The organism is Streptomyces sp. NPDC005262 (genome assembly GCF_042872425.1).
GTDB lineage: Bacteria > Actinomycetota > Actinomycetes > Streptomycetales > Streptomycetaceae > Streptomyces.
On the sequence record NZ_JBIAKK010000017.1, the window covers coordinates 68,279 to 82,119 of the forward strand.

8 protein-coding genes are annotated in these 13,841 nt (G+C 68.5%); all 8 read right to left on the reverse strand.

Annotated features, from left to right (window positions below):
• Positions 1-60 precede the first annotated feature (60 nt).
• The gene (locus ACFYP5_RS31325) at positions 61-2,592 is read right to left on the reverse strand and encodes a Pls/PosA family non-ribosomal peptide synthetase (RefSeq protein WP_389042160.1); all 2,532 of its coding nucleotides are present in this window, start codon (positions 2,590-2,592) and stop codon (positions 61-63) included.
• Between the two features lie 557 nt (positions 2,593-3,149).
• Positions 3,150-4,340, reverse strand: coding sequence for a thiolase family protein (locus ACFYP5_RS31330; protein ID WP_389042162.1), 1,191 nt, complete (start codon positions 4,338-4,340; stop codon positions 3,150-3,152).
• 114 nt (positions 4,341-4,454) lie between these two features.
• A complete protein-coding gene (locus ACFYP5_RS31335; RefSeq protein ID WP_389042163.1) occupies positions 4,455-5,099 on the reverse strand; it encodes a CoA transferase subunit B in 645 nt (214 codons plus the stop codon).
• Positions 5,099-5,881, reverse strand: coding sequence for a CoA transferase subunit A (locus tag ACFYP5_RS31340; protein ID WP_389042165.1), 783 nt, complete (start codon positions 5,879-5,881; stop codon positions 5,099-5,101). Before ACFYP5_RS31340 ends, ACFYP5_RS31335 begins: the two co-directional genes overlap by 1 nt.
• Positions 5,882-5,970: 89 nt before the next feature.
• The gene (locus tag ACFYP5_RS31345; RefSeq protein ID WP_389042167.1) at positions 5,971-7,734 is read right to left on the reverse strand and encodes an FAD-dependent oxidoreductase; all 1,764 of its coding nucleotides are present in this window, start codon (positions 7,732-7,734) and stop codon (positions 5,971-5,973) included.
• Between the two features lie 13 nt (positions 7,735-7,747).
• Positions 7,748-9,709 carry a maleylacetate reductase and hydroxyquinol 1,2-dioxygenase domain-containing protein gene (locus tag ACFYP5_RS31350; RefSeq protein ID WP_389042168.1) on the reverse strand — a complete coding sequence of 654 codons (1,962 nt, stop codon included), beginning with the start codon at positions 9,707-9,709 and terminating at the stop codon, positions 7,748-7,750.
• A gap of 230 nt (positions 9,710-9,939) precedes the next feature.
• On the reverse strand, positions 9,940-10,842 hold the full coding sequence (locus ACFYP5_RS31355; protein ID WP_389042170.1) for a helix-turn-helix domain-containing protein: 903 nt from the start codon (positions 10,840-10,842) through the stop codon (positions 9,940-9,942).
• A 313-nt stretch (positions 10,843-11,155) separates the two neighbouring features.
• Positions 11,156-12,736: a D-alanyl-D-alanine carboxypeptidase/D-alanyl-D-alanine-endopeptidase gene (gene dacB, locus ACFYP5_RS31360; RefSeq protein ID WP_389042172.1), complete on the reverse strand. Its 1,581-nt coding sequence runs from the start codon at positions 12,734-12,736 to the stop codon at positions 11,156-11,158.
• Positions 12,737-13,841: the final 1,105 nt, after the last annotated feature.

Here is a 13,841-nt window from a genome sequence, read left to right on the forward strand (position 1 = left end):
GGTCGTCCCTCTCCATTCACCGTCGCCACCGAGCCGTTCGCGCCGACAAGGGCGGCGCTGCTATCCCTTCCGCGTCAGTGCCTCGGGCTGATGAAGGGCATCGCGCATCTCCGTGGCGGGGTTTCCTCCCCAGCGTGCGTGCTGTGGGACCTCCTCGCCTTTCATGAGGAAGGAGTCGGGGGCGAGTACCGCGCCGTCGCCCATCGTCACGCCGTAGTGGACGTGGGCTCCCACACCGAGGGTGCAGCCGGCGGCGATGGTGCTGCGGTCGGACTTGAAGGTGCCGTCCTCCTGCGAGTGACACTGGATCTTGCTTCCGGCATTGAGTGTGCAGTCGCTCCCGATGGTGGTGAGCGTCCGCTCGGTCAAGTAGCAGCCGTCATCGAAGACCCTGCTGCCGATCCGAACACCCAGCATCCGCCAGATCACGTTCTTGAAAGGGGTGCCGTTGAAGATGTTGAGGTACGTGTCGGGCACCTTCCACAGGCGCTCGTGCCACCAGAAGTACGGGTCGTAGATGGAACACAACTGCGGTCGCAGGGCGCGGAATGCCGCGATACCGCGTTCCACCAGTACGAAGTAGACAGCGGTGAACCCGAGACTGGACACCAGGAACACGGCGATCAGTACATGCCCGTAGGAGTCGTACAGTTCGGCGTTCGCGAGGCCGAGCATCGTGAGCACGAAGAAGTGCAGCCACCGCACGAGCAGGAAGAACACCATCGAGCGAATGTTGTAGCGGTTCTTCGCGGCGAGGCTGCGCCGCAACTCGTCGCCGGTCCGAAGACGGTCGAACCGGGAGTCGCGCTCGACCGACCGGGGAATCTCGAAGCACGGCGAGCCGAGCAGGCCCACCCCCTCGCGCACCTCGCCGTCGAGCGGAACCATCACCTTCGTCGCAAGGAGACAGTTCTCACCCGTCCTGGCCCCTGACGGATAGGCGATGTTGTTCCCGAGAAAGTTGTACGGCCCGATCGAGGCCCGGGACACCCGGAAGGACGTGCTCGAGAAGTCGGCGTTCACGATGGAGAGCCCGTCGGCGACCATCGTCCCGCTGCCGACGGAACACAGATACGGGGTCTCGTGCTGCACTTCCGTGCCGAAGTTCGAACCGGTCTGCTCGACCCGGGACAAGTCGTACCCTAGGCCGCGCAAATAATGGACGATGTAGGAGCTGTCACCGAACAGCCATTTGAAGAACTTGATGTTGGTCATGCGCCCGATCGCCCGGTGCGCCGAGTAGTGGAACCCGTACAGCGGATAGACCTTGTCCGGCTCGACGACCAGGTTCAGCAGGCGCGGAACGGTGAACAACAAGGCCAGACCCACGACGACGAAGCCGAAGAACAGCACCAGGGAAAGGATGAGCGCGTCGATGTAGAGATCCGGAGATGTGAGACCCATCGTGCCCGGGTCCAGCCGGTTGTGCAGGGCCGGAACCAGAGTCACCAGCATGTAGGCGCCCCCGACTGCCAGCGGCACGTAGAGGAAGAACAGCTGAAGCACGGTGACAAGGCCGAAGCCCGCCCGGCGCAGCGTGCTGCACCTGGCCGGCCCGATCCTGAGGTAGTCGTGCTGCGTGAGCTGTGCCGGGGATCCGTGCCAGCGCTGACCGCCCGGGACCGCCTGGCCGCTGTACAGCGTGGACGTGTGGCCGAGCTGCGCCCCGTCGCCCATCGATGTGTCGATGTCGAGGACGGTCTTCTCACCGATGAACACGTCCCGGCCCAGGGTGACGCGGCCGGTCTGGATACGGCCGGCGTGCGCCCGGTAGCAGAGGAAGTACGAGTCCTTGCGGATCACTGTGCCGGCGCCGATCGTGAGCAGGTCGGGGCAGACCGGAACGTTGCGGGAGAGGATCGTGACCCCTTTGCCGATCCGTGCGCCCAGGGCCCGCAGGTACAGCACGTACAGGGGATTGCCGACGAAGAAAATCATCGGGTTGGCGTGGATCAGTACCTTGACGGTCCAGAAACGCAGATACGTCAGTCCCCAGACCGGGAACTGGCGCGATTTCCACCGGCCGACGAGAAGCCATTTGGCCGCGATCGGGAAGGTGCACAGACCGACGAAGCCGGCGCCGCCGAAGACGAACGATCGCAGGTAGATGTCGATCACATCCGAGCCGGCGGAGACCCATGCGTAGCCCAGGTCGGCAACAAGTCCGGCGAGGAATGAATACCCCAGGAAAAGCAGGAACTGCAGCGTTCCGCAGAGGGCGTACCGCACCGTGCCGGCCGGGGCCACCACCTCGTTCGACGCCGGGACCGACGACTCGACAGGGGGCGCGGCCTCCGCGAGCCCGGTCGCCAGGCTTCGGATCGTCGGGTTCCGGTAGATGTCCTTCATCGACGCCGACGGGAGGTCCGTCCGCTTTCTGACCCGTGCGCAGAAGTGGGCCATCACCAACGAGTTGGCGCCGAGGTCATCGAAGAAGTGACTGTCGACCGACACCCGTTCGACGCACATGACGTCAGCGAGCACCTCGGCGAGATCTCTCTCGATGCCGGTCTCCGGGTCGGTGTACCTGCACTCGTCGATCGCAGATTCATTCGGCCCGGGCGTCAGGACTTCGAGGGATTTCTCCTCCATGCGAGCTCCTTGAGGAACTTCCGGGAGTCGTCGGCCACGACGGTCGGCGCCTTGTACGCGCGCTTTCGATGGCCGGATCGAGTGGTCCGGAAGTCATGAGGCCGGGATTCTTTGTCCGTTTTCCTGAACCGTTGCCTCAGTCTCAGCCGACCACCGTCGGACTGCCACTCGAACTGCCCGTTTCATTCCTGCCCACGGTTCCGACCAGCGGGGCGGGGATGAGCTGTGTGTGGTCCTGCCCCACTGCATATGAGTGGCGTGTGCCGGCCCGGGAGGGAGCCGCGCCGGGGGCGCATGAAAGCCAATGGGGAGAGCGCCGCGGGGTGGTGACGGCACCGCGAGACGCCACGGAGTCGAGAGGGCGGAGCGACGCCCACACGTCCCTCGATGGTGGCGCGGTGGCACACGCGGCCGAAACCATCTCATGTGAATCGATCCATGAGGTACGGCCATCCGGGGGGGTGACGACTCCGTGACCGCGGCCCTCACCTGGATGTCCCACCGCGCCTACGACGCGGCCACCGCGATGCCGCGGGTCGCCGGCAGCACGGCTCGAGTCAGCGCTCCAGGATCAGGGCCAGACCCTGCCCGACACCGATGCACAGCGCGGCCAGACCCGTGCCCGAGCCCGCTTCGGCGAGCTGGTGGGCGACGGCTCCGGTGATGCGGGCGCCGGAGGCTCCGAGGGGATGTCCGAGGGCGATGGCTCCGCCCCTCGTGTTGAGGACGTCGGAGTCGAGGTCGGGCAGGGCCGCGAGGCAGCCCAACGCCTGGGCGGCGTAGGCCTCGTTGAGCTCGACGGTGTGCAGGTCGCCGAAGTCGCGCCCGGCCTTCGTCAGGGCCTTGCGGATGGCATCGACCGGGCCCAGACCGAAGTACTGCGGCTCGATGCCGGTCACGGCGCTCGCCCGGATCCTGGCCAGCGGCTCACGACCGATCTCGGCCAGCCCGGCCTCGTCGGCCAGCAGCAGGGCTGCAGCGCCGTCGTTGAGGGGCGAGGCGTTGCCGGCCGTGACCGTACCGCCCTCACGGAAGACGGGCTTGAGGCGGGCCAGCGCATCGAGCGACGTGTCGTCCCGGATTCCCTCGTCGCGGGACAGGTCGACACCGTCGACGGGAACCACCTCGGCGTCGTAGGCGCCGTCCCTCCACGCCTGCGAGGCCCGCCGGTGACTGGCGAGTGCGAAGGCATCCTGGGCCTCGCGGGTGATTCCGTACTTCTCGGCGATCAGCTCGGCGCTCTCGCCGAGCGGGATGGTCCACTCCTCGGGCATACGCGGGTTGATCATCCTCCAGCCCAGGGTGGTGGAGTACAGCTGCTGGTTGCCCGCCGGGAAGCCCCGTTCCGGTTTGGGCAGTACCCATGGTGCGCGGCTCATGGACTCCACGCCGCCTGCCACCGCGATGGAGGCATCGCCGAGCGCCACTGCACGGGCGGCCTGGATGACTGCCTCCATCCCCGAACCGCACAGCCGGTTGACGGTGGCTCCGGGGACCGTGACGGGCAGGCCGGCCAGCAGTACCGCCATGCGGGCGACATCGCGGTTCTCCTCCCCGGCGCCGTTGGAGTTTCCGAAAAGCACGTCGCCGATGAGGCCCGGGTCCAGGGCAGGGCTACGGTCGAGCAGACCACGCAGTACGCCGGCGGCGAGGTCGTCGGGGCGCACTGAGGACAGCGCCCCGCCGTAGCGGCCGATCGGGGTACGGACGGCGTCGACGACGTAGACGTCCCGCAGGTACTCGTTCATCGGGACTCCTTGTGGTGGAGAGAGATCGGGTGGTGGGTGGTGCCGGCCCGCCGGTCCGGGGCGCTGTCCAGGAGCCTCGGCCGACGGGCGATCAGGGGGATGGGCCGACCGCGGTCAGCCGAGGGTGCCGGACACTCGTACCCGCGCGGCGGTACGGCTGACGACATCGTCCGTGCTGACGCCGGGAGCCGTTTCGACGAGGACGAGACCGTCCTCGGTGACGTCCAGGACTCCGAGGTCGGTGATGATGCGGTCGACGCATGCCCTGCCGGTCAGAGGCAGGGTGCACGTCTCGACGACCTTCGGGCTGCCGTCCTTGGCGCAGTGGTCCATCACGACGATCACCCGCCGGGCGCCGTGGATGAGGTCCATCGCACCGCCCATGCCCTTCACCATCTTTCCGGGGATCATCCAGTTGGCGAGGTCGCCGGCGGCGGAGACCTGCATGGCCCCCAGGATCGCGGCGTCGATGTGACCGCCCCGGATCATCCCGAAGGACAGTGACGAGTCGAAGAAGCTCGCTCCCGGCAGCACCGTGACCGTCTCCTTGCCCGCGTTGATGAGGTCCGGGTCCACATCCGCGTCGGCCGGGTAGGGGCCGACGCCGAGGATGCCGTTCTCCGACTGGAGCACCACGTGCACCCCTTCGGCGATGTGCTCGGGTACCAGCGTGGGCAGACCGATGCCGAGGTTCACGTAGTCGCCGTCCTGGATCTCGGCCGCCGCGCGTGCGGCCATCCCGTCCCTGGTCCAGGCCATCAGCGCCGCACCGCCCCTCGTACCGGAGGCGCGGAGACAGTGCGCCGTTCGATCTGCTTGTCCTCGGCCTGCTCCGGAGTCAGTCCGACCACCCGCTGGACGAAGACGCCGGGGAGATGGACCTCGTCCGGGTCCAGCTCGCCGGGCTCGACCAGCTGCTCCACCTCGGCGACGGTGACGCGGCCGGCCATGGCGGCGAGCGGGTTGAAGTTGCGGGCCGAGCGGTGGAAGACGAGATTGCCGTGCCGGTCGCCCTTGGCGGCGCGGACGAGTGCGAAGTCGGTGGTGATGCCGTGCTCGAGCACGTGACGCCGGCCGTCGAACTCGCGTATTTCCTTGGGCGGTGAGGCGACTGCCACGGTGCCGTCCGGTGCGTAACGCCAGGGCAGGCCGCCGTCGGCGACCTGGGTGCCGACCCCGGCGGGGGTGAAGAACGCGGGGATGCCGCAGCCACCGGCTCGCAGGCGCTCGGCGAGCGTGCCCTGCGGCGTCAGCTCGACCAGCAGTTCCCCCGAGAGATACTGGCGGGCGAACTCCTTGTTGTCGCCGACGTATGAGCCGGTGACACGGGCGATGCGACCCGCGGCGAGAAGGATGCCGAGGCCGCCGCCGTCCACACCGCAGTTGTTCGACACCACGCCGAGTCCGCTCGCGCCGGTCGCGTACAGCGCCTGGATCAGCACGTTGGGAACACCGCTGAGGCCGAAGCCGCCCACGGCCAACGATGCTCCGTCCATGACGCCGGCCAGCGCCTCCTCGGCGGTGGCGACCACCTTGTCCATGTGCACTGCACTCCGTTCGGGTCCGGCAGACCGCCGGACCGGCGTCAGCCTCGGTTCGAATGATCCTTTGTGGTGCCTGGTCCGTGCCGTCAGCACTGGAGTACGGCCCTCAATGCGCCGAGCAGCTCGGCGGAGGCCGAGGAGCCGGCCTGTGGTGCCCGGGCGGACCGCCAGGCGATGTGTCCGTCCGGACGGACGAGCACGCAACCGTCCTCGGCCGTCCCCGATGCCCGGCGCCACTCGCCGTAGGCGTCGCGGCTGTTCTCGGAGCCGATGCGCACGCACTTCAGCGGAATCCCCAGGGTGTCCCCGCAATCGTCCGCCGCGGCCTCCCACACGCCACCGGACAGCCCGGTCAGCACGGTGAAGGCGCCCTTGCCGACGATGTCCAGCGTGGACAGCCGGTCGCCGTCGCCGTCGACGAGCCAGGCGTGCGGAACCTTCGCGCCCGGCCGGGTCGAGGGCTGGTGGAACAACTCCGGATCCCGTGCCCACACCTCGCCGGCGTCACCGTCCGGGACGACCGCGGAGGAGACGTAACGCTGGTTCATCTCGACGCCGTGGGCGTTGAACTCGTAGTTCTTCAGCTGGATGGCCTCCTCCAGCGCCTGCCGCCGCTTGGTGCCGTCGGCCGTCTCGCCGCGGCATGCAGCGAGGCCGTTCGCGATGTCGTCCTCCTCGCTGTACTCGTCGAGTCCGAGCGCCTGGAAGATCGGGCCGAACTGGTCGCGGCTGAGGTTGGCGCGGTCGACGATCTGCTTGCCGACCGGGGCCCGCTCCGCGGTGTAAGAGTCCAGCAGCCCGGGCCCGGCCTGACCACGGATGACCATGGCGAGCTTCCAGGCCAGGTTGTACGAGTCCTGGATCGAGGTGTTGGAACCGAGGCCGTTGGACGGCGGGTGCCGGTGCACCGCGTCCCCGGCGCAGAAGACACGCCCGGACGAGTAGGTCGTGGCATAGCTGTGGTTGACCGTCCACAGCGAGCTCGACGTGATCTCGACGGGGATGTCCCGGTCGCCGATGAGGTCGTGGACGATGTCCCGTGCGGTCGCCTCGTCCATCTCCGGCGGGGGCTGGTCGATGTCGTATCCCCACACCAGCAGCCATTCGTTCCACGGCCGCACCATGCGCACCAGGCCCATGCCGATGCCGCCCATATGGGCGCCGGGACGCATCACCCAGTACAGAACGCTCGGGCGGTGGGCCACGTGCCGGGAGAGATCGGCCTTGAAGGTGATGTTCATGCTGCCGGCCTTGCCGCTCTGCCCGGCGATCGGCAGGCCGATCTGCTCGGCCACACTGCTGCGGCTGCCGTCCGCACCGATCAGATAGCGGGCACGCACGGTGAACTCGTCTCCGCGCAGCCGGTCCCGGAGCCGGGCGGTGACTCCGTCGGCGTCCTGTTCCAGGCTGAGGAACTCGGTGTCGAAACGGACCTTGGCGCCCCGCTCCGCGGCGTTCTTCACCAGGATCGGTTCCAGATAGGTCTGCGGAAGGTCGATCATCTGCACGGGGCTGGCGGCGCCGTACTCGGTCGCCGCGTGCGGGCCGGTGCCCCAGCTGCGGATCCGGCCGATCTCCTCGCCGGCCAGGGCGGTGCACAGGACGGTGTCGCCCATGAGCTCGGCGGGGCTTCCGGCCGCGGCGGCCTCGGCGTCGACGCCGAGGTCGCGCAGCACCTCCATGGTGCGCTGATTGGTGATGTGCGCGCGGGGGGTGTTGGCCAGCCAGCCGTACTTGGTGACCAGCATGGTGCGGATTCCGTAAGTGGCCAGAAGCAGGGCCGCGGAGCCGCCGGCGGGGCCGCTGCCGACCACAAGGACGTCGGTGTCGTAGGCGTGGGTGGATTCCATGGGACTGCTCCTCTCAGCTTGCCGGTGCGTCGGCGACGCGGGCGATGCGGAAGGTGAACTGAAGGCTGCGCCACTCCCCGTCGACGGCGCGGCCGTCCGGGGTCGGGCCGGTGCGGGGCGCGAAGTCGATGACGAGGCCTTCCTTGACGCCGAACACGGTGTCGGAGTCCAGGTAGGGGCCGCCCTTCACGAACAACTGGGTGACCAGGCGCCGGTGGCCGGGTGCGGAGATCATGAAGTGGAGGTGGGGAGCACGGTAGGGATGACGGTTGACGGCCTGGAGCATCTGCCCCACCGGACCGTCGTCCGGGATCGGATACTCGGCCGGCAGGATCGTCCAGAAGCGCAGTCGTCCCTCGTCGTCCGTGCGCAGGCGCCCCCGCAGTACCGGGCCTTCGTGCTCGGGCAGCTGGACGTCGTAGAAACCGTCCTTGTCGGCCTGCCACACATCCACGACGGCGTCCGGCAGGGGGCGGTCCTCCGTGTCGGTGATGCGGATGTCGGCCCACAGCGGAGTGCCGGTGACACCCCGCGAGATGTCGGCGCCCTGCGCGGTCTCCGGCGGGCCGTCCGTGTAGAACGGTCCGAGCACCGCCGACGGTGTGGTCTCGGGGGTGCGCGAATTGGTCAGCAGGTCGACGATGCTGGAGACGCCGAGCGTGTCGGACAGCAGCACGAACTCCTGACGGGTGCTCGAGCAGATCTGCCCGGTGCGGGTCAGGAAGTCGACGGCGTGCTGCCACTCCGATTCGGTGACGTCGTTGCTCGTCACGAAGTGGTGCAGGTGCCGTACGAGGTCACCGAGCAGCTGCCCGACCCTCGGATCCGGTGCGTCGGCGAAGCTCGCCACCACCTGCTCGGTCAGGTGTTCCAGGTCCGTAGTCGCCCCGGGTGCCGGGGGAGCCTGCACCGCGGGAGATGCCGGACGGCGGCCCCGCCAGGCATCCTGCAGCAGGCTTTCGATGCCCTGGTACGTCAGTTCCCGGGGGTTCGGGTACGGCGTGGCGACGGCCAGCCGCGCGGCCTCCGGCAGATCCGCTTGCGCCATGCCCAGCCGGCCCAGTGAGGTGGGGCCTCCCACGGAGGCGATCAGGTCGAACACCCCGCTCGGGGCGTCCGTCACGCCCAGCGCTTCGGCGATCCGGTTCATGACGTCCCGGGCGGCAGGGGCGTTGTACGCCATGGCGTGCGGCAGGATCACCGTGTGTGTTTCGGCGTGCGGCAGGCCGAACGAACCGCCCAGCGTGTGGCACAGCTTGTGGTGGAGTCCCATGCCGACGGAGGCGAGGCAGGTACCGGCCAGCCATGCCGCATGGAGAAGGTCGGCGCGTGCCGCGGTGTCGGAGGGCTCGGCGACGAGAGCCGGCAGCGCGCGGGCGATCCTGCCGATCGCGTCGAGCGCCATGCCGTCGATCACCGGGTTCGCCTGCGGCGAGTACAAGGCCTCCACGGCGTGGGCCAGCGCGTTGACTCCGCTGGTGACCGACATGCCCACCGGCAGGTCACGGGTGAACTCGACGTCGTAGACGACGGTCTCGGGCAGAATCGCCGGCGACGACTGTGTGATCTTGCGTCCGCCCTGCGTCTCGCCCAGCACGGGGGTGACCTCGGAGCCCGCGTATGTGGTGGGAAGGATCAGCTGCGGAAGATCGGTGCGCAGCGCCAGTGCCTTGGCCAGCCCGGTCGTGGAACCGCCGCCGACAGCCACCAGACAGTCGGCGGAGTGCTCCCGGAGTACGTCGAGCGCTCGCTCGGTCACCTCCACCGGGGTGTGCATCGCGGCACCGTCGAACTCCGCCACGGTGAGCTCCCCGAGGACATCCCGCACTCGGGCGGCGGCCTCGGCCACCGCCGGGCCGGCCAGGAGCAGAACTCGGGAACGTCCGAGCCGCTCGACTTCGTCGCGGACCTGACCGACCGTTCCGGCGCCGAAGATGACCCGCGAGGGGTGGGAGGTGTGGACGAAGTTCCTCATCGCTTTCCGCCTTCGTGTGCCGTGGGTCCTTGGATGTCTGCCACCGAGTGTCGGGGCGGTGGACATCCCGTTTCCTGCACGTTTCGCGCGTATCTTCTGCCGGATCGGCGCGGCGGCATGGCCGGGGGAGGGGCGGCGGACGGGTTTGAGCCACACCGGAAGGCGGCGCGGGGGCGCACGCGGTGGGCGGGGGGGAATGAACGCGGCGGCGCGGGACGCGGAATCGGAGGTCAGCAGGCCCGACGGAAGGCAGCGGGAGTCGTGCCCAGCTTGGCCCGCATCACGCGTGTCAGGTGCTCCTGATGGGAGAAGCCGCAGTGGGCGGCCAGGTCGGCGATGGGCAGCGTCGTGGTGCGCAGCAGCCGACGTGCGTGGTCCAGCCGCAGTTGGAGCAGGAACTGGTGGGGTGATTTGCCGGTGCTGGCCCTGAACTGTCTGCTGAACTGGCTCGCGCTCAGACCGGTGGCCGAGGCGAGCTCGGCGACGGGCAGCGGCTCGGAGATCCGTGTCTCCATCAACTCACGTGCGGACATGAGCTGCCGGCTCGTCAGCCCCGACGATGCGCCGCCGCGGTCCACCGGCCGGCCGGCCGCGTGTGCCCGGATGAGCTGAGCGGCGAGCGTGCCCACAAGGTGATCCACGTACGTACGGGCGGAGGGCTCCCGGAGCCGCACGACGCCGTCCAGTGCCAGGACGAGCTGCTCGATCAGCGGATCGGAGCTGCCCAGCTCCTCGGCGAGTTCCACCGTCCCGCCCCCACCGTGCGCTTCCTGCAGGACCGAGTCGCTGAGATACAGATGGACGGTGTCGAGTCCGCCTTGCAGCTCCACGTCCAGTGCACGGCCCGCAGGATGGAGGAAGATCCCGCCGGCCGGGATGCGCTGGGCCCGCATCGACCGGCTGATGCGGCGGCGGACGGTCACCGGGCCGCCCAGGTGCAGGATCAGCAGGTGGGTGGGTGCAGCCTCGAATGTGGCGTGATACGGCTGTTCCCGCTGGGTGGAGACGTAGACGTGCTCCCAGCCCAGTCCCGAGCTGGTCCGCTCCGGGCTCACCCCTGGTCGGCGCAGGATGCCAGTGGTTTCGAGGAGTCCCAGCTCAGGCATCGTTTCGCCCGAGGTCGAAAGTCCCATGCGATTCTCCCGTGCGGTCCGCGCCATATAGTTTTATTGAATGTTGGATCATTGTGATGTATTCCCTGCCGGGCCGCCCAGCGCTCGGCCGCTGATCCGGTCGGCCTTCGGTGGGAGTCTGCCGACTCGCACAGGCGGCGACGGCCCCTTCTGACCTGAAACCCGAGGTGAGCACACCTGAGCCGCGCGGGGAGGCCGCCGACCGCACCAGGTGAGGGGCGGGGTGGTCCCCGCCCCTCACGGGCGACCTCCGGCCGGACCAGGTCAGCGCCTCGCGGATCCGTGCGCCGTCCTGGAGCACTCCGACCGTCGCTCAGCAGCTCACAGGCTTCGTCCAGGAGCATTCGAGGTCGGTGCGCCCGGACTGCTCGTCCTTGGCGGCGGGAGCATCGGTCGAGGGACGGTCGGACCGGGCCGTACCCTGCGGTTGCCGGGCGCCCTTCACGCTGTAGCCGGCGAGCGCCGCTCCGACCGCATCCTCGATGCTCTTGACCGAGCTCGCGACGTAGTTGTTGCTGACGAAGCTGAAGACGAGCTTCCGGCCGTCGGCGTCCGTGACATAGCCGGAGAGTCCCGACACACCGGTCAGCGAGCCGGTCTTGCCGTGGAGATTGCCCGCAGCCGAGGTCCCGCACATGCGAGAGCGCAGCGTTCCGCCGGTCATCCGGTCGGACACGCAGGCGATCGGCAGGGCGTCGTACCACTCCTGGAACCACGGTTGATGGCGTACGGCGACCAGAAGTTCGGTGAACTGCTGGGTGGACACCGCGTCCATCCTCGACAGGCCGGAGCCGTCCATCTGGCGCAGGGCGGCGGGGTCCAACCCGAGGGTACGCAGGTGGTCGGCGATCGCCGACAGCCCGGCCGACCAGGTGCCGCTGCCCTTCACCTCGTAACCGATGGTCTTGACCAGCACCTCGGCATGGTTGTTGTTGGACAGCTTCAGAAACGGCGTCAGAAGATCCTTGAGCGGCATCGACGGATGGGAGGCCAGAGTCGTGGCACCCTGCGGAACGGCCTTGCCCACCACCGTCCCTCGGGTCACCTTCACTCCGTGTGCGGCCAGCGCGTTCGCGAAGACGGCGGCCGCATAGCCTGTGGGCTCCCAGACACTGGTCCACGACGTGGCGGGTGCGCTCTGGACGGGGATCTTGCCGCTGACCACGATGGTGTTGCTGCCGTGCATGCGATCGACGGTGACCGTACGACTCTCACCGGCGGTGACCGTGGTGGCACGGTTGTCGATGCGGACGTAGTCGTTGGACGGGGTGATCTTCACCGCGGGCGCTTCGCCGGGCGCGGAGCCCGGGGTCACCGAGAGGAGCACGGTGCCCGAGTCGTAGTCGGTGTCCGGGGCCACCGTCAGCGGCGAGATCTGCGACGAGTAGTAGGCGGACTCGTCGTCGGCCGCCCAGGACGCGCCGAGCCGGCTGCTGTCGAACCGGGTGTCGTCAGCGACCAGGCGGCCGGTGATCCTGCGGATCCCCGAAGCGGCGATCGTGGCGGCCAGCCGGTCGTAGTCCTCGGCCAGCATCGTGGGGTCGCCGGTGCCGCGAAGATACAGGTCGCCCTGGACCACGGACCCGTGACGGGAGCCGTCAGCGAGTACATCGGTGCTGAACCGGTAGTCGGGGCCGAGCAGCGCCATGGCCGCGGTCGATGTCAGAAGCTTGGTACTGGATGCGGGTACCAGGCGGCCGTCGCCGTTGCGTTGGTAGAGCGTCTGCCCGGTTTCGGCGTCGCTGACGACGACTCCGACCTGAGCGCCGTCCAGCCGGGTGTCGCCGAGAATCTGGTCAAGGGTTTGCGACAGGCCGGGCGCCGGGGAGTCCGCCCCGGCCGGAGCTCCTGAGGTGGCGGTGAGGGCCAGGCTCGCGGCGACGGCCCAGAGCAAGGCCCGATGACGGAATCTTCGATGAATCGTTGGCATGCGCATGGAAAGAGATCATCAGGCATCCGGATCCTCGGCGGAAGCCTTACGTCGTCCGGATCCTGGGGCAACCGGGCCCGGGTGGCAAGTGGTGGCGGCCCGGCAGGACACCTGGCGGCTGCCGCGACCGGTACAGCTCCCCGTTCATGCACTGAACATGGCCGATCCGGAGGGCATCTGATCCTGATTCAGACGACATTCGCTGATTCGATCGGTCCGGAATGGATCTTTCCCCGACTTCGTCGCGACGCACCTGTTGCGCGACGTAATTCTTGCCGGACCGAATCGATTACGAGGGCCGCGCAACGTGGTAACGCATCAGGCGCCAAGAGGTGCGCGCGAACTCATGCTGATCTGCAGGGTCTGATTCAACACGGCGTCCCCTCCGAGGAATCGGTCGAGTCGGACTGGATTGTGGGTGGAAGGAATCGAGTGGTGGAATGCACGCCTCTCGACTCCGCGGCCACTTCGCCTTCTTCCAGTGATCGCATTATCAACGCAGGGCGGCAAGTGGGGCGTTGCCGTACTGCTTTCGGAGCAGGCGTGCGCACCGCTGGTTTCGATGCGCAGGATCAGGACGGGTTCGTATGAGCAGCCGAGGCGCTGACTGTCATGAGGGCTGTCCCGCAATGCCGGGCCAAGATCTTCCTGTATTGCTGCGGCCTGCCGTGTGACCGATTCCTGCTTCCTCTGCGAACCGGAGGGGCCCGAGGGGTACTCGTCCGAAGAGCACGAAGAGAGATCTTGCGAATCCCGCCCGCCTTGCCGAGAAGCTGAAGAAGATCGATCCGGCAGCCTTCGACAGCTGACCGAGCGATGGCGATCACGGTGCGCCACGTCCGGACGGCTGGTATCCAGCGAGCCGGTGGCCGGGCGACGCTGCGCGGCGACAGCGGCACGGTGATCAGCACCCGGGCTCTCCGCCGTCATCGCGTGGCTTGTGCTGCCGGACGGCCCCGGTGGGTGGTCGGGGCGTTTGCGCACCATGACGGCCATTCCGATGGCGTACGGCACCCCCCGCGCCGTGGGGGGCGTCCTTCGCGTGAACCTGCGGGACCGGGCCGGTGGG